This window comes from Nonomuraea sp. NPDC050022 (assembly GCF_044460705.1).
Classification (GTDB): Bacteria; Actinomycetota; Actinomycetes; order Streptosporangiales; family Streptosporangiaceae; genus Nonomuraea.
In genome coordinates this window covers 1,196,341-1,210,739 of sequence record NZ_JBITKE010000001.1, presented here as the reverse complement: position 1 = coordinate 1,210,739, position 14,399 = coordinate 1,196,341, and the positions used below count along the sequence as shown (strand labels likewise).

Genomic DNA, 14,399 nt, shown 5'->3' with positions numbered 1-14,399 from the left:
GCCCTAGCCGGCCAACCGGCGGCGGACTTCTTCGATTCGTCCCACAATGGTGGTGTCGATGATCTCGTCGCCGATGCGGACCGAGAAACCACCCAGCACTCGGGGATCCACTTCGACGTTGACGTGCACGTCGCGACCGTAGGAGGTGCGCAGCCACGCCGTGAGGCGCTGCTTCTGCTCCCCGGTCAGCTCGACCGCGGTGCGCACCGTCGCGACGAGGCGCTGGCGCTGCTGCGCCACCAGCCGGCTGAACTCCTCCAGGCCTGCCTCCAGGCTACGCCCACGAGGATGCACGACCACCTGCGTGATCAGGCGCAGGGTGGTGGGGGCGACCCGGCCGCCGAGCAGGTCCTGCAGCAGCTGCCGCTTGCCCTCTTCGGGAGCGGCAGCGTCGGTGAGGGCCAGGCGGAGCTCGGGGTTGGCGGCGACGATCCGGCCGAAGCGGAAGAGCTCGTCCTCCACGTCGTCCAGCTTGCCCTGCGCCTCGGCCTCCGCGGCCGCGGCGACGACGCCGAGCCGTTCGAGCACGTCGGCCAGGTCTCCGGCGCGCGACCACTTGACCTCGACCGCGGCCTCGGCCGTGGCGAGCGCGGCCGCGCTGACCTTGCCATCGAGCAGATTCCGGATGACCTGCGCCTTCTGAGCGCCGGGCCGGGCCGGGTCCGACAGGGCCCGGCGCAGTCCGTGCTCACGGTCCAGCAGGTCCGCGATCGCGTTGAGGTCCTCGGCCAACTGGCCCAGGTCCGCCGAGCCCGCCACAGCGTTGAACCGCTCCTCGACCACGGCGAGCGAGTCCTTGCTGAGGCCCCTCATCTGGTCGCTCACCGCACCGCCTGCGCGTCCGAGCGCTCCAGCTCGTCGAGGAAGCGGTCGATGACGCGGCTCTGCCGGGCCTCGTCCTCCAGGGACTCACCGACGATGCGGCCGGCCAGGTCGGTCGACAGACGGCCGATCTCGGTACGGAGCTGGGCGAACGCCGCCTGCCGGTCCGCCTCGATCTGGGCGTGCGCCGCCTCGACGAGACGGCGGGCCTCGGCCTGCGCCTCCTCGCGGAGCTCCGCCCGGATCTCCGCTGCCTGCTCGCGGGCCTCCTCACGGAGACGAGCCGCTTCCTGCCTGGCCTCGGCCAGCTGTTCGCGGTACTGCTTCTGCAGGTTCAGGGCCTCGGCCTGAGCGTCTTCCGCTCGCTTTATGCCGCCTTCGATAGCTTCGGTCCGCTCGGCCAGCGTCTTCTGGATACGCGGGACAAGGAGCCTACCGACTACGAAAAGGACGACGAGGAACGAGAAGATACCGACGACGAGCTCGAATGTGTGCGGGATGAGAGGATTGGAGCCCTCCTCCGCGGCGAGGATCGTAGCTGCCATAGTCATGGATGCAGCCTTTCGTCAGGGATTCTTCTGGTCGTCAGATGTTCTGGAAGATGAACGGCGCGACCAGACCGAGCAGGGCGAGGGCCTCGGTGAGGACGAAGCCGAGGAGCATGTTCTGGCGGATCAGGCCGTAGGCCTCGGGCTGACGCGCGATGGCCTGCACGCCCTGACCGAAGATGATGCCGACGCCGATGCCGGGGCCGATGGCGGCGAGACCGTAACCGATGGCGGTGACGTTGCCGGAGACCTCAGCGAGAACGCTCATTGCTGTATTCCTTTACTGGACGGCCGGTGAAGCGTGTCTCCACCGGTCATGGATATTCCGGTATGGATGGTTCTCAGTGCTCTGCGTGAAGTGCTCCGCCGATGTACATCGACGCCAGCATGGCGAACAGGAACGCCTGCAGGAACTGGATGAAGATCTCGAAGCCGGTGAAGATGATGGTCATGATGACACCGATGACGCCGACGGGGGCGCCCAGCGGGGTCAGCTTCTCGAACAGGAACCAGAAGCCCACCATGCTGAAGAACGCGAGGAGCATGTGACCGGCGAACATGTTCGCGAACAGTCGGACCGCGTGCGTGAACGGCGCGATGATCATGTTCGACAGGAACTCGATCGGCGACAGCAGCACGTAGATCGGCTTGGGCAGTCCCGGCGGGAACATCATGTTCTTGAAGTAGCCGATCGCACCCTGGTGCTTGACGCCCAGGTAGACCTTCAGCACGTAGATCGAGATCGCGAGCACGGCCGGGAAGGCGATGTGCGAGGCCACGGGGAACTGGAGCAGCGGGATGACGCCCATGATGTTCCACAGGAAGACCATGAAGAACAGCGTCAGCAGCAGGCCCATCCACCGGTCGGCGTCCTTGCCCAGGAAGGGCCGGGCGACCTGGTCGCGGACGAACATGTAGCCATATTCGGCAACATTCTGGACGCCCCGTGGCACGACCTTCGGGTTGGCGAAGGCCGCCCAGCAGAAGCCGATCACGATGATCGAGCTGAGGATCGCGAGAAGAACCGGCTTGGTGAACCAGTCCACCCCGGGAATGATGGGGGCGAAAGTGAACAGTTCATCAGGCGACGGCGCCTTGAACTGATCGTCGGCGAGGACCGTCAGCGCACTCACGCGGCGTTCCCTTCAACGTCGTAGCGGATCACAAGGGTTTCCTCAGCGAAGTGGTCGCGCCGTGCGGCTAGCGACCGTACTTGCGGTAGACCAGGTACACGGACAGCACGATCCCCAGGACGACGCCTATAGGGAAGAACGCGGACGTGTCGAGCCAACGGTCCAGCAACCAGCCGCCGCCGCCGTAGATCGCCATCCCGGCGAGCAGGTAGCTGGGGATCGACCATGCGGCGTTGGCGAAGTCCTGACCGTCGTCTTCCGGTCGGCGTTCCTGTTCGCTCATCGCGGGGCCGACGATAGCAGGCAAGTAGAGGACTAGTCATATCGGACCCCATCCCTTTACCAGCCTCATGGGCCACCGTTCCCCGGGACCTTGGCTTCGGGGTCGACATAAAGCATTTTTGTCTTCATGAACGCCCGGACCTCGAAGGCCGTCCAGACGAGCGTGCATACCACGACGGACCAGGCGAAAGCCTTGTTGTTCCACGCCGTGGTGTCACCGAAGGCCGCCAGCATCGCCATGATGGCGATGACTTTGATGAGATAGCTCACCATGGCGACGATGGCCATGATTTGCGGGGACACTCGGGCCGCGTAGGAGACGGCCACCACGCTGATGCTGAAGAAGACACCGACGAGCGCCGCGCCGATGGCCGCGCCCAGCGCTCCCTTCGCTCCCGCCAGGAGCAGGGCCACGACCACGGCGACCACCCCAACCGCGAGGGTGGGGATCGCGGCACTCTTGAGTACGCGCACGTCGTTGGCCTGCATCGGTGCTCCAGTAAGCATGTTATCAAGCGAGCGTTTGCTACCCCCAAAGCCGGTGCATTGGGGGCCCCTGCTCGTGAAAGATATCACAAGCTCACTGAAGACCGCTTTTACCTGCCGTTTCTAGTTCGCGATCATGAACGGCCTGGAACGGCAGGAATGACCGGTTTCGCCGCGGCGTTCGCCCGCTCCTGCGACGGGCCGGGCGGCGGGCCGACAGAGGGCGGGACCTGCCGCCTGACCTCGGCTTCCGGCACGATCGGCGGCATGGGGCCGGTGGGCGGGCCGTCGTCGTCGGACCTGCCGCGGGAGTGGAGGCCGCCCCTGCCCCGCCAGCGCGGCGCGGCCATCAGGACCAGCACGCCGAGCGCGAGCAGGATGACCACCGGGAACAGCAGGACGGGCACGCCGATCGTGGACAGCGCGACGATGCCGAACGCGAACAGGAACGTCCACGCGTACATGATCAGCACGGTGCGGCGGTGGGAGTGGCCGATGTCGAGCAGGCGATGGTGCAGGTGACCGCGGTCGGGCGCGAACGGCGACATGCCGTGCGAGGTGCGCCGCACGACGGCGGTGACCAGGTCGATGAGCGGGAGCACCAGCACCGCGGCGGGCACGAGCAGCGGCAGCAGCACCGGCACCTTGTTCATGCCCTCGATGATCGACGGGTCGACCGGCGTCACGGTGACGATCGAGGAGGCGAGCACGAGCCCGATGAGCATCGCCCCGGTGTCGCCCATGAAGATCTTCGCGGGGTGGAAGTTGTGCGGCAGGAATCCCAGGCAGCAGCCGATGAGGATGGCGGCGATGGCCGCCGTGGTGGCGATGCGGTCGCCGCTGATGCTCTGTTTGAGGAAGATCGAGTAGGCCCAGGTGGCCATGCCCGCGATGCAGACGATGCCCGCCGCCAGGCCGTCGAGCCCGTCGACGAAGTTGACCGCGTTGATCGCCACCACCACGACCATGATCGTGATGACGGTGCTCAGCGTGTAGTCGAGGCTGGTGGAGCCGCCCCAGTCCTTGGGCAGCGGGATGTAGGTGAGCCGCAGGCCGAACCAGACGAGCACGCCGGCGGCCGCGATCTGGCCGGCCAGCTTGATGAAGGCGTCCATGCCCCACCAGTCGTCGAGGAACCCCGTCAACGTGATGAGGCCGCCCGAGATGATCAACGCCATCACCGGGTTGCCTTCGGCCTCGCTCAGCACCTTGCCGGTGTTGGTCAGCTCGCTGGCCACCAGCAGCCCGACGACCAGCCCGCCGTACATGGCCAGACCGCCCAGTCTCGGCGTCGGCGTGGTGTGCACGTCGCGTTCGCGGACCTCGGGCATGGCGCCGATGCGGATGGCGAAGCGGCGCACCAGCGGGACGAGCAGATACGTCACCGCTGCCGCAATGAGCGCCATGAACAGGTATTCGCGCACGGACCTAGTTTCCTGGATGCTCCGACCGGCTGTGACCGGAAATCGACACACACCAGCTTAATTTTGGCTCTTAATATTGGCTGTCATATGGCTGGAAGGCCCCCAGCAGGGCCGCGACCCGCCCCTTGACCTCGGCAGCAGCGCCCGGATGGCGTACCGCCTGCACGAGCAGGGCCCCCACTTCCTTCAACTCCTGGGGCCCCATCCCCTGAGTGGTGAGACACGGCGTGCCGACACGTATCCCGGAGGTCACGGCCGGAGGCTCCGGATCGTAGGGGATGACGTTCCGGTTGAGCGTGATCCCCGCCGCGGCGCACCGCCGCTCGGCCTCGGCGCCCGACACGCCCAGTTCGCGCAGGTCGATGAGCATCAGATGCGTCTCCGTACCGCCTGACACCGGCCGCATCCCCTCGGCCGCCAGAGAGTCGCACAGGGCCTGGGCGTTGGCGACCACCTGCTTGGCGTACTCGCCGAACTCGGGCCGCAGCGCCTCGCCGAACGCCACCGCCTTTGCCGCCACGGCGTGCATGAGGGGACCGCTCTGGATGAATGGGTACACCGCCCGGTCGATCCGCGCGGCGAGCTCCGCCGTACAGAGGATGCCACCCCCGCGCGGTCCGCGCAGCGCCTTGTGCGTGGTGTAGGTGACCACGTCCGCGTACGGGACGGCGGACGGAATGGCGCCACCGGCCATCAGCCCGATCGGATGCGCCACGTCGGCGAGCAGCCAGGCGCCCACCTCGTCCGCGATGCCACGGAAGACGGCGAAGTCGATCAGCCGGGCGTAGGAGGTGGCGCCGCAGACGATCACCTTCGGCTGGTGCCGCAGCGCCAGGTCCCGTACTTCGTCGTAGTCGATGAGTTCGGTGTCCCGTCGCACCCCGTATGACACGACGTCGAACCATCTTCCCGAGAAGTTCACCTTCGAGCCATGGGTGAGATGACCGCCGTGCAGCAGATCCATGGCCAGCATGGTGTCGCCGGGCTGCAGCAGGGCCGCGTACGCCGCGAGATTGGCGGAAGCGCCCGAGTGGGGCTGCACGTTGGCGTGCTCGGCCCCGAACAACCTCAAGGCCCGCTCGATCGCCAGCCGCTCCGCCCGGTCGACGACCTCGCAGCCGCCGTAGTAGCGATGGCCCGGGTAACCTTCGGCGTACTTGTTGGTGAGGGTGGATCCGAGGGCGGCCAGGACCGCCGGGGAAGCGAGATTCTCGCTCGCGATCAGCTGGAGACCGCCGCGGACCCGTTCCAGCTCGTCGAGCAGCACCTGAGCCAGCTCGGGGTCCTGCCGCTGGAGCCGTCCGAAGTCGGGACCGTAGTAGGGCACTACACCCATCCTCCCACTGTACGGCCATTTGTCCGGTTTTCCCATGCCCCGCCGCCGCTCCGGCAGTCCGGCGGGCGTCAGTGCGCCGCTCCACGAACGTGCGCCGGACATCCGTCCTTCCTCTGCCCGACGGGGACCCAACCACGACGGACCGCCATCTTCCACTCCCCCGACGGAGAACCCGCCCGAAGGGACCCCAGCCAGTACGATCGTCTCCCCCACTCCTCGCAGGGGGCATCCCGGCCTCAACCACGACAGGCCGCCTTCCCCCGCTCCCCCGACAGGGGGGCGCCCGAAGAGACCCCAACCACCACGGGCTGCCTCCTCCTGCCAACAGGGCCCGCGTGAAGGGATCCCGAGCCACCACGGACCATCTCCTCTGCTCGCCGCGGGGGCCGCTCGAAGCGACCCCAACCACCACGGACCGCCTTCCCCTACTCCCCGCAGGGGATATCCCTCCAAAAGACCCCAGCCAGGTCAGACCGTCACTGAGATTGAGACGGACGGGTGACAAAACACCGGGGGACCATTGGGGCCACCGCCCCCGAGGAGGCGACCAGCCGAGCAGCCGGTGTGGCGGCCAGTCGAGTGAATGGGCCCAGCAGCGGCCCAGCCGGGCGGTCAGTCGGGCGGTCACTCGGACGGTCAGGTAGGCGGTCAGTGGATCGGGCTGTCAGGAGAACGCGTGAGGGGCACCGATCGCGCTAGGCACCCAGCGAGGCGTGTCGGCGGCCTCCTCGCTGATCGACGTCAGCACAGCCTGGCGGTAGAGGGCGAGCCTGGAGCGCCACGCGCCGATGTCCTCGACGTAGCGGGTGCCGACGGGGGCATCCCACGTCTGCGGGCTCTTGGCAAGCTGGTACGCCTTGTCAAGGGCCGTTGTGAGGCTCTCTAGCAGGGGTAGGACGGTCTGCCAGGCGGTGACCAGGCGCTGGTACTCGGGATTGAACTCCCAGGCCCTTGGGTGGGCTTCCAGGGGGTTTCCGTTGCCGTTGACGGGTGGGTTCTCGCCCGGCTGGCGGGGTTGAGGGGCGGGCGGGTCCAGGTACATCACACGCTCCTCTCGTGGGTCCCCGGCTCAATCGTGCCGGGCGGCCCATCTGGCTGAACATCTCTGAGCGCCCACTCGCCCCTGCCGTACTCGTCCTGCGGCACCTGCACGCTTGGCATGTCCATGGGCTGAACGTCACGGGCGTGTTCGACCAGGGTCCTGAGCGCGTCGGTGTCCAGCGGCTTCACGTCGATGGAGACGACGTCGCCGGCCCACTTCCCGGTATCTGCCCCTTGCGCCGCGTTGACGGTCGTAGCGGTGGCCTCGCGGGTGGAGCTGTCGGCGGGCGGGGGCGTCGCGCTGTCGGTGGCAGGCGGCGGGGTGGAGCCACCCTGATCCGCCGACGGCTCGGTAGGAGGCACCACGACCGGTTCGCCGACAGTGGGCATCGAGACATCCGTGGCCCGCTGCCCCGAGGGGTTGGTCGGTGTCGTGTCACCTGCTCTGTTGTCGGGCACCTGCTGGCCTGGCGGGTTGGTCGGTGTTGTGTGACCGGCCCTGTGGTCCGGCACCTGCTGACCCGGCGGGTTGGTCGGTGTTGTGTGACCGGCCCTGTGGTCCGGCACCTGCTGACCCGGCGGATCCGTCGGTGTGACCACCGACCCGTCGCCAGTCGAGCGCGTTCCAGTGTCCGTTCCCTGGCACTCGCCGGTGTCGGTCGTGGCCGCGGGTGCGTCCGCCGTCGCGGTGGAGCCTGTGGTCGCCGTGGAGTCTGTGGTCGGGGCCGTAGGGGTGGAGTCGGCCTTCTGGGCCGTGGCGGCCGTGTCCGCTGTCGAGCCCGATATGTTGTCTATGGACGGCGTGCCGGTTGCGGAGGATATATCCCCAGTTGATGGGGTGTGGTGGCCCGTGGATGAGGCTGTGCTGCCGGGGTCGATCGTCCCCGGCTGGCCGTCGGGGCTGATGTGCCTGGGTGCCCACTCGCCCGTGCCGTACTCGCCCGCCGGGACCTCCACTCTCGGCATCTCGGCCGGCTGGATGTCGCGCGCATGGTCCACCACCGTCGACACCGCGCCGGGGTCCAACGGCTTGGCGTCGATAGACACTACGTCGCTGCCGTCGTTGGCCCAGGCGTTGACGTCCGTGCCGTTCGTGGACGCGTCGCCGGAGACCGAGGGCATCTCGGCGGGCTGCACCTTCTCGATGTCGTCGAGCAGCGCCCGCAGCTCTTCGGCCGTGGGCGGATCAATGGGCACCTGGAGCACCTTGACACCGTCGACCACGATGACCCGCGGTTTGTGCGGGTCATCGTGGTGATGGTCCTTGGCCGGGGTGTCGATGATCCCGCTGTCGGAGTCGGCACCGCGATCTCGCCTACTGGCGATGTCGTCGTCCTTGGGATCGTCACCGGTGTCGGGCGTGATGTTGTCGACATCCGGTTTGTCGTCACCCGTCTTGGCGTCCGGCTTGTCCTCACCGGTCTTGGCATCCGGTTTGTCGTCATCGCAAGCCTTAGCATCAGGCTTGTCTTCGCCCGTCTTCGCGTCCGGCTTGTCATCCGTCTTGGCATCCGGCTTATCGCCCGTCTTCGCGTCAGGCTTATCGTCCGCCTTGGCATCAGGCTTATCGCCCGTCTTCGCATCGGGCTTGTCCTCGCCGGTTTTGGCGTCCGGCTTGTCAGCAGGGGTGCCGTCGTCCGCTCGCGGGTTCTCGTACTTGGACCGCTCATCGCCTCGGTCCTTCTTGGGCTCGTCGCCGTCCTTGGCGTCGCTGCCCACCGTCGGCGCGGCCTCCTTGGCCTGATCCCCCACCCGCGGGTGATCGGCCTTCTTCTCCAGCAGCCCAAGCCGGGCCGTCACGTCGCGGACCATCACCTCGGCGGCGTCGGCCACCTGGACCGGGCGATGGGTGGTCTGGGTGGCCAGACCCGCCCCGCTCATGACCTGCCCGACACGGCCCTCGACCGACCGCATCTGCGTGACCGCGTGCTTAACCTCGGCCAGCAGATCACGGACCAGCTTGGGATCCATGCCGTCGAACTTGCCCATGGGTCACTCCCGGACGTCTCGCCGCTCCGGACTTCACCGTAAGGGCCTGCTGGCATCACCGCAGCCGGGATAATCAGACGGTATACGTCAGGCGTCCGTCCAAGCCGTACACGCCGGCTGTACGAACGAATGCATCAACCGACCGGACGAGCAGACCAGACAAGCCGGATAGGCCCAACCGGACAGACCGGGCGACGCGGGCATGCAGGCGAGCCAGCCGGGCGGACCGGACAGGGCTGGGCTGGGCTGCCGGATAAAACAGGCGGACTGACATTCTGACGGGCCGCGCGGCCAGACCGACCAGGCAGACAGTCGGTACCGACCAAGCCGATGAGCCGGACCGACCAGGCAGACAGTCCGTACCGACCAGGCCGATGAGCCGGACCGACCAGGCGGACCGACCAGGCGGACAGACGGGCCGCGTGAACGGACCAGGCCGCCAGGCCCCGCGGTCAGTCGTCCGTGGCGACGTAGCCGATGATGCCCCGTAGCTTCTCCACCGGGATCGCCCCCCGCCTGAGCATCCGCGGCACCGCCGTGGTCAGGTCCAGGATCGTGGAGGGTGTGTTGTCCGTGGTCTTGCCGCCGTCCAGGTAGACCGCGACCGACTCACCCAGCTGCTCCTCGGCCTCCGCCGCCGTCATGGCCGCCGGGGCGCCCGAGCGGTTGGCGCTGGAGACGGCCATCGGGCCGGTCTCCTTCAGCAGGTCGAGCGCGACCGGGTGGAGCGGCATGCGCAGCGCGACCGTGCCCTTGGTCTCGCCCAGGTCCCAGGACAGCGCCCGGTTGGCCTTGCAGACGAGCGTGAGCGGGCCGGGCCAGAAGGCGTCGATGAGGTCCTGACCGTACGGTCCCAGGTCGTCGACCAGGGCGTTGGCCGCCCTGACGGTGCCGACGAGGACCGGTGGCGGCATGTCGCGGCCGCGGCCCTTGGCCTCGAGCAGGGCGGTGATCGCCGCGGGGGTGAAGGCGTCGGCGCCTATCCCGTAGACCGTGTCGGTCGGCAGCACCACCAACTCGCCGCGGCGTACGGCGGAGGCGGCCTCCGTCAGGCCCTCGGCCCGCTGCTCCATGTCCGTGCAGTCAAAGCGTCTTCCCACGGTCTTATCGCCTCGCTCCGCTCGGCGGGGAGCGGCGCTCTCGAGGCTCCCCCCTCCTCATTCGGTCACTTCGCGATTCGGTCACTTCGCGACCTCTCGCCGTCAGGAGAAGGCCGCGCCGCTCGCGTGCATCCTAGTCCTGGCCAAGTCTGGCCGTGACGAAGCGGTCCCTGCGGGTCAGATCCTGCCGCAGTCGTACGTCCCGCCAGCCGTTGTCCTCAGGGAACGTCAGGTAGACGGCCCTGCCCTGCTCGTCGGCATGTTCGACGGAGACCCAGCCACCAGGCCGCAGCAGGCGGCGCGCGGTACGTTCGACGGCGCGTACCTCGCCCAGACCGTCGTCCCCGGTGCCGTAGAGGGCCCGCGAGGGGTCGTAGTCGCGCACCTCGGGGTCACGCGGAATCGCGCCAGGAGGGATGTAGGGCGGGTTGGAGATGACCAGGTCGACCTTGCCGTTGAGCTCGGGCAGGGCTTCGGCCAGGTCGTCCGGATGCAGGTGGGTGCGGCCCTGGCCGTGTTCGGAGATGTTGCGCTTGGCCCAGCCGTACGCGCCGGGGTCGACCTCGACCGCGTGCACCTCGGAGAGCGCGACCTCCTGGGCGATCGACAGCGCGATCGCGCCCGAGCCGGTGCCGAGGTCGACGACCAGGGGCGCGGCGACGTCCATCGCGCGCAGCGTCTCGATGGCCCAGCCCGCCATGACCTCGGTCTCGGGCCGGGGTACGAACACGCCGGGCCCGACCGCGAGCTCCAGGTAGCGGAAATAGGCGTGGCCGGTGATGTGCTGCAGCGGCTCGCGGGCCTCGCGTCTGGCGACGCCCTCCCAGAAGAGCGCGTCGAAGTCGGCGTCCCTGACCGTGTGCAGCTCGCTCCTGCGCACGGCGTGGACGAAGGCCGCGATCTCCTCCGCGTCCGTACGCGGTGAGGGCACACCTGCCTCGGCCAGCCGTGCGGTGGCGAGGGCGATTTCGTCCAGCAGAAATGTCATGAGTGTTGTGCGAGCTTCTCCGCCATTTCGGCGTCGATGAGGGCCTGGGTGACGGCGGTGAGCTCGCCGTCGAGAACTTGGTCGAGGTTATACGCCTTGAAGCCGACTCGGTGGTCGGAGATGCGGTTTTCCGGGAAGTTGTACGTGCGAACCCGCTCGGAACGGTCGACCGTGCGCACCTGCGACTTGCGTTCGGCCTGCGCGGCGGCCTCCGCCTGCTCCTGGGCGATGGCCAGCAGCCGGGCGCGCAGGATGCGCAGCGCCGACTCCTTGTTCTGGAGCTGGCTCTTCTCGTTCTGGCAGGAGACCACGGTGCCCGTGGGCAGGTGGGTGATCCGGACCGCCGAGTCGGTGGTGTTGACGCTCTGGCCGCCGGGGCCGCTGGAGCGGTAGACGTCGATGCGCAGCTCGTTGGGGTCGATCTGGACCTCGACGTCCTCGGCCTCGGGGTAGATGAGCACGCCCGCGGCGCTGGTGTGGATGCGGCCCTGCGACTCGGTGACGGGCACCCGCTGCACACGGTGTACGCCGCCCTCGAACTTGAGCCTGGACCACACGCCCTCGTCGCCCTTGGCCTTGATCGCGACCGTGACGTCCTTGTAGCCGCCCAGGTCGGAGTGCTGGGTGTCGATGATCTCGGTCTTCCAGCCGAGCCGCTCCGCGTAACGCAGATACATCCGGAGCAGGTCGCCGGCGAACAGCGCGGACTCCTCGCCGCCCTCACCCGCCTTGATCTCCATGATGATGTCTTTGTCATCGTTGGGGTCACGCGGGATGAGCAGGTGCTTGAGCCGCTCTTCGAGGCGCGGGATGCGCTCCTCGATCTCGGCCGCCTCCGCGGCGAAGCCCTCGTCCTCGCCCGCCAGCTCCTTGGCCGCGACCAGGTCGTCGCGGGCCGATGCCAGCTCCCGGTAGGTGCCCACGATCGGGGTCAGCTGCCGGTAACGCCTGCCGAGAGTGCGGGCCTTGTTCTGGTCGGCGTGCACGGCGGGATCGGCGAGCTGCAGCTCCAGCTCGGAATACTCCTTGAGCAACTCGTCGAGATTCACCGTGCGTCCTTCGTCTGGGGTGTAACGGTCTCTTCACCAAGAACGCCGACCCGGCGCACGTGAGTGCGTCCGGGTCGGCGTCGGTGAAGCTAGTTGCCCGAGGACTTCTTGCCGAAGCGCTTCTCGAAGCGCGCGACCCGGCCGCCGGTGTCGAGGATCTTCTGCTTGCCCGTGTAGAACGGGTGGCAGGCCGAGCACACGTCGGCGTGGATGACGCCGTTCTTGGCGGTGCTGCGGGTGGTGAACGTGTTGCCACAGGTGCAGGAGACCTGGGTCACGTTGTAGGCGGGGTGGATGTCGGGCTTCATTGCTGTCCTTTCGAGGTGCGGTCGCCGGGTCGCCAGATGTCGCGATCAAACGCGGGCGGGAGCCGGAACCGCTGCGGGTCAGCTACCAGTGTGCCAGATGCTGTAACCGTCCCAGGCCACCGGGCATTCCCGGAACCTTATAGCGGACTCACTGTCGTCACATTAGGCTCCCGCGCACAAACCATTACTTTTTTCCCATAAGGACTGCGATCAGATGAAGAAGGGGCTGCGGTCGCTACTCGCGACCGCTACGGGGGCCGCGCTTCTCCTCGGATGCGTGAACCTCTCGGCCGCGCGAGCGGCCAGTGCTGGAAGCGACTTCAACGGGGCTGCCACGTCGGACGCGTTCATCCCGGTCGACCGGGACATCGAAGTCAGCGTCACTCTCAGACTGAAGGACCCGGCGACCGTCACGGCGGCCGTCACCGGCAGCATCACTCCGCCCGGCAAGTCGGGACGGGACGTGGACTTCGACTTCCGGCCGTCTCCGACGAGCAAGGCCACTGAGACGACGATCACCGGCAGGTTCGGCATCGGCAAGGACGACCCCGCCGGCGACTGGAAGCTGAACGTCAGTGTCCCGCGTGCCTCGGGCACCGGAAACAATGCCTTCGTCCTCAATGTCGCTGGCAAACAGGGCATCACCAGCGGCGGCGTCACGCCCAACCCGGTGCGCCTGATCAAGGGCAAGGACGTCAAGGTCTCGGTGAAGGCTTCGGTGACCGACGCGGAGTCGGTCTCCGCCAAGCTCATCAGTGAGGAGTCAAACGAGTCCTACGACCTGGGCGACCTGGAGCGCGGCTCCGACGGCTATTACCGCGGCAGCACGTTCTTCAGCGACGACACGCCTCCGGGCGACTGGACGCTGGAGGTGTACGCCAACCGCGGCGGCCAGTCGCTCAAGGGCGTCAGCTCCTTCACCGTCGTCGCCCCGGTGGGCGGCGCCTCGAAGAAGGCCAAGGTCAGGATCACGATCAAGGCCCCGGCCAAGGTACGGAAGGGTGCCTCCGTCACGGTCTCCGGCAAGGTCTATCGCGGCTCCAAGGGGTATCCGAACAAGAAGCTGGAGGTCTACTTCAAGACCAAGGGCACCAAGACGTACAAGCTCCTGCGCTTCGTGAAGACGAACTCGACCGGCAAGTACGCCAAATCCTTCGCCATGAAGAAGGACGGCTACTTCCGCGTCAAGGCGCCCGGCACGAGCAGGACCCGCAGCGCGCTGTCGCCGCAGGAGTTCGTGGACGTCAGGTAGTCAACGGCCCAGATAGGTGAGTACGGCGAGCACTCGCCGATGGTCCTCGGGCGCCGGCCCGAGGGCCAGCTTGGCGAAGATCCCGGAGATGTGCTTCTCCACGGCCCCTTCGGTGACGACCAGCCGGGCGGCGATGGCCGTGTTGGAGCGGCCCTCGGCCATCAGCGCCAGCACCTCGCGCTCGCGCCGGGAGAGCGTGTCCAGCGGGGCGCCACGCCGCTGCCTGCTGAGGAGCTGCATCACCACCTCGGGGTCGATGACCGTGCCGCCCGCCGCCACCTGCCGCACGGCCTCCAGGAACTCGGCCACGTCGGCCACCCGCTCCTTCAGCAGGTAGCCGACGGCCGGGCCGATGAGCTCGCCCGCATAGCGTTCCTCGACGTATTGCGACAGCACCAGGATCGGGAAGTCCGGTCTGGCCGCCCGCACCTTCAGCGCGGCGCGCAGGCCCTCGTCGGTGTGGCTCGGCGGCATCCGGACGTCGACGATCGCCAGGTCGGGCGCGTGCTCCTTGACCGCGGTGATCAGGGACGACCCATCGGAGACCGCCGCGACGGTCTCGATGCCTCCGTCGGCGAGCAGCCGGGCCAGCCCCTCGCGGAGCAGTACGGAATCCTCGGCGATGACCACGCGCATGTGCA

At 67.9% G+C, this 14,399-nt stretch carries 16 protein-coding genes; 1 reads left to right on the top strand and 15 read right to left on the bottom strand.

Annotation, left to right across the window (positions count from 1 at the left end):
• Nucleotides 1–3: 3 nt before the first annotated feature.
• The 14 genes from ACIBO2_RS05245 to rpmE all read right to left on the bottom strand — a co-directional run bounded on the left by ACIBO2_RS05245 (nucleotide 4) and on the right by rpmE (nucleotide 12,506).
• Nucleotides 4–825 carry a F0F1 ATP synthase subunit delta gene (locus tag ACIBO2_RS05245; RefSeq protein ID WP_397295498.1) on the bottom strand — a complete coding sequence of 274 codons (822 nt, stop codon included), beginning with the start codon at nucleotides 823–825 and terminating at the stop codon, nucleotides 4–6.
• Nucleotides 822–1,373 (bottom strand): F0F1 ATP synthase subunit B, encoded by a 552-nt coding sequence (locus ACIBO2_RS05240; protein ID WP_358537189.1) that lies wholly within the window; start codon nucleotides 1,371–1,373, stop codon nucleotides 822–824. The genes ACIBO2_RS05245 and ACIBO2_RS05240 overlap by 4 nt, the downstream gene beginning before the upstream one ends.
• 34 nt (nucleotides 1,374–1,407) lie before the next feature.
• Entirely contained in the window at nucleotides 1,408–1,638 is a 231-nt protein-coding gene (atpE, locus tag ACIBO2_RS05235) for an ATP synthase F0 subunit C (protein WP_225290366.1), read from the bottom strand.
• A gap of 73 nt (nucleotides 1,639–1,711) precedes the next feature.
• Nucleotides 1,712–2,503 (bottom strand): F0F1 ATP synthase subunit A, encoded by a 792-nt coding sequence (gene atpB / locus ACIBO2_RS05230; protein WP_397295496.1) that lies wholly within the window; start codon nucleotides 2,501–2,503, stop codon nucleotides 1,712–1,714.
• 67 nt (nucleotides 2,504–2,570) lie between these two features.
• Nucleotides 2,571–2,786: an AtpZ/AtpI family protein gene (locus ACIBO2_RS05225; RefSeq protein ID WP_214641702.1), complete on the bottom strand. Its 216-nt coding sequence runs from the start codon at nucleotides 2,784–2,786 to the stop codon at nucleotides 2,571–2,573.
• Nucleotides 2,787–2,851: 65 nt separating this feature from the next.
• Nucleotides 2,852–3,274 (bottom strand): hypothetical protein, encoded by a 423-nt coding sequence (locus ACIBO2_RS05220; RefSeq protein ID WP_358537185.1) that lies wholly within the window; start codon nucleotides 3,272–3,274, stop codon nucleotides 2,852–2,854.
• 131 nt (nucleotides 3,275–3,405) lie between these two features.
• Nucleotides 3,406–4,695 carry a glycosyltransferase family 4 protein gene (locus tag ACIBO2_RS05215; RefSeq protein WP_397295493.1) on the bottom strand — a complete coding sequence of 430 codons (1,290 nt, stop codon included), beginning with the start codon at nucleotides 4,693–4,695 and terminating at the stop codon, nucleotides 3,406–3,408.
• Nucleotides 4,696–4,765: 70 nt separating this feature from the next.
• Nucleotides 4,766–6,031 carry a serine hydroxymethyltransferase gene (gene glyA / locus ACIBO2_RS05210; protein ID WP_358537179.1) on the bottom strand — a complete coding sequence of 422 codons (1,266 nt, stop codon included), beginning with the start codon at nucleotides 6,029–6,031 and terminating at the stop codon, nucleotides 4,766–4,768.
• A 664-nt stretch (nucleotides 6,032–6,695) separates the two neighbouring features.
• Complete coding sequence (locus tag ACIBO2_RS05205) at nucleotides 6,696–7,073, bottom strand: hypothetical protein (protein WP_225290361.1); 378 nt, start codon at nucleotides 7,071–7,073, stop codon at nucleotides 6,696–6,698.
• Complete coding sequence (locus tag ACIBO2_RS05200; protein ID WP_397295490.1) at nucleotides 7,073–9,061, bottom strand: hypothetical protein; 1,989 nt, start codon at nucleotides 9,059–9,061, stop codon at nucleotides 7,073–7,075. The genes ACIBO2_RS05205 and ACIBO2_RS05200 overlap by 1 nt, the downstream gene beginning before the upstream one ends.
• A gap of 452 nt (nucleotides 9,062–9,513) precedes the next feature.
• Entirely contained in the window at nucleotides 9,514–10,161 is a 648-nt protein-coding gene (locus ACIBO2_RS05195; RefSeq protein ID WP_363998857.1) for an L-threonylcarbamoyladenylate synthase, read from the bottom strand.
• Between the two features lie 133 nt (nucleotides 10,162–10,294).
• On the bottom strand, nucleotides 10,295–11,149 hold the full coding sequence (gene prmC / locus ACIBO2_RS05190) for a peptide chain release factor N(5)-glutamine methyltransferase (protein WP_397295488.1): 855 nt from the start codon (nucleotides 11,147–11,149) through the stop codon (nucleotides 10,295–10,297).
• Entirely contained in the window at nucleotides 11,146–12,198 is a 1,053-nt protein-coding gene (gene prfA, locus ACIBO2_RS05185) for a peptide chain release factor 1 (protein WP_358537171.1), read from the bottom strand. Before prfA ends, prmC begins: the two co-directional genes overlap by 4 nt.
• Before the next feature lie 89 nt (nucleotides 12,199–12,287).
• Nucleotides 12,288–12,506 (bottom strand): 50S ribosomal protein L31, encoded by a 219-nt coding sequence (gene rpmE / locus ACIBO2_RS05180; RefSeq protein WP_225290356.1) that lies wholly within the window; start codon nucleotides 12,504–12,506, stop codon nucleotides 12,288–12,290.
• 277 nt (nucleotides 12,507–12,783) lie between these two features.
• Between rpmE and ACIBO2_RS05175 the strand changes: the two genes are divergently transcribed.
• Nucleotides 12,784–13,758, top strand: a complete 975-nt coding sequence (locus tag ACIBO2_RS05175) for a hypothetical protein (protein WP_358537168.1) — start codon at nucleotides 12,784–12,786, stop codon at nucleotides 13,756–13,758.
• Here the strand turns inward: ACIBO2_RS05175 and ACIBO2_RS05170 are convergent, their stop codons facing one another.
• The gene (locus ACIBO2_RS05170; RefSeq protein ID WP_358537165.1) at nucleotides 13,759–14,394 is read right to left on the bottom strand and encodes a response regulator transcription factor; all 636 of its coding nucleotides are present in this window, start codon (nucleotides 14,392–14,394) and stop codon (nucleotides 13,759–13,761) included.
• Nucleotides 14,395–14,399: the final 5 nt, after the last annotated feature.

Bases quoted from the DNA above. Each gene is read 5' to 3' on its own strand.
- ACIBO2_RS05240 (WP_358537189.1), bottom strand. From the start codon at position 1,373: ATGACTATGGCAGCTACGATCCTCGCCGCGGAGGAGGGCTCCAATCCT.
- atpE (WP_225290366.1), bottom strand. From the start codon at position 1,638: ATGAGCGTTCTCGCTGAGGTCTCCGGCAACGTCACCGCCATCGGTTAC.
- ACIBO2_RS05225 (WP_214641702.1), bottom strand. From the start codon at position 2,786: ATGAGCGAACAGGAACGCCGACCGGAAGACGACGGTCAGGACTTCGCC.
- ACIBO2_RS05220 (WP_358537185.1), bottom strand. From the start codon at position 3,274: ATGCAGGCCAACGACGTGCGCGTACTCAAGAGTGCCGCGATCCCCACC.
- glyA (WP_358537179.1), bottom strand. From the start codon at position 6,031: ATGGGTGTAGTGCCCTACTACGGTCCCGACTTCGGACGGCTCCAGCGG.
- ACIBO2_RS05205 (WP_225290361.1), bottom strand. From the start codon at position 7,073: ATGTACCTGGACCCGCCCGCCCCTCAACCCCGCCAGCCGGGCGAGAAC.
- ACIBO2_RS05200 (WP_397295490.1), bottom strand. From the start codon at position 9,061: ATGGGCAAGTTCGACGGCATGGATCCCAAGCTGGTCCGTGATCTGCTG.
- prmC (WP_397295488.1), bottom strand. From the start codon at position 11,149: ATGACATTTCTGCTGGACGAAATCGCCCTCGCCACCGCACGGCTGGCC.
- rpmE (WP_225290356.1), bottom strand. From the start codon at position 12,506: ATGAAGCCCGACATCCACCCCGCCTACAACGTGACCCAGGTCTCCTGC.
- ACIBO2_RS05170 (WP_358537165.1), bottom strand. From the start codon at position 14,394: ATGCGCGTGGTCATCGCCGAGGATTCCGTACTGCTCCGCGAGGGGCTG.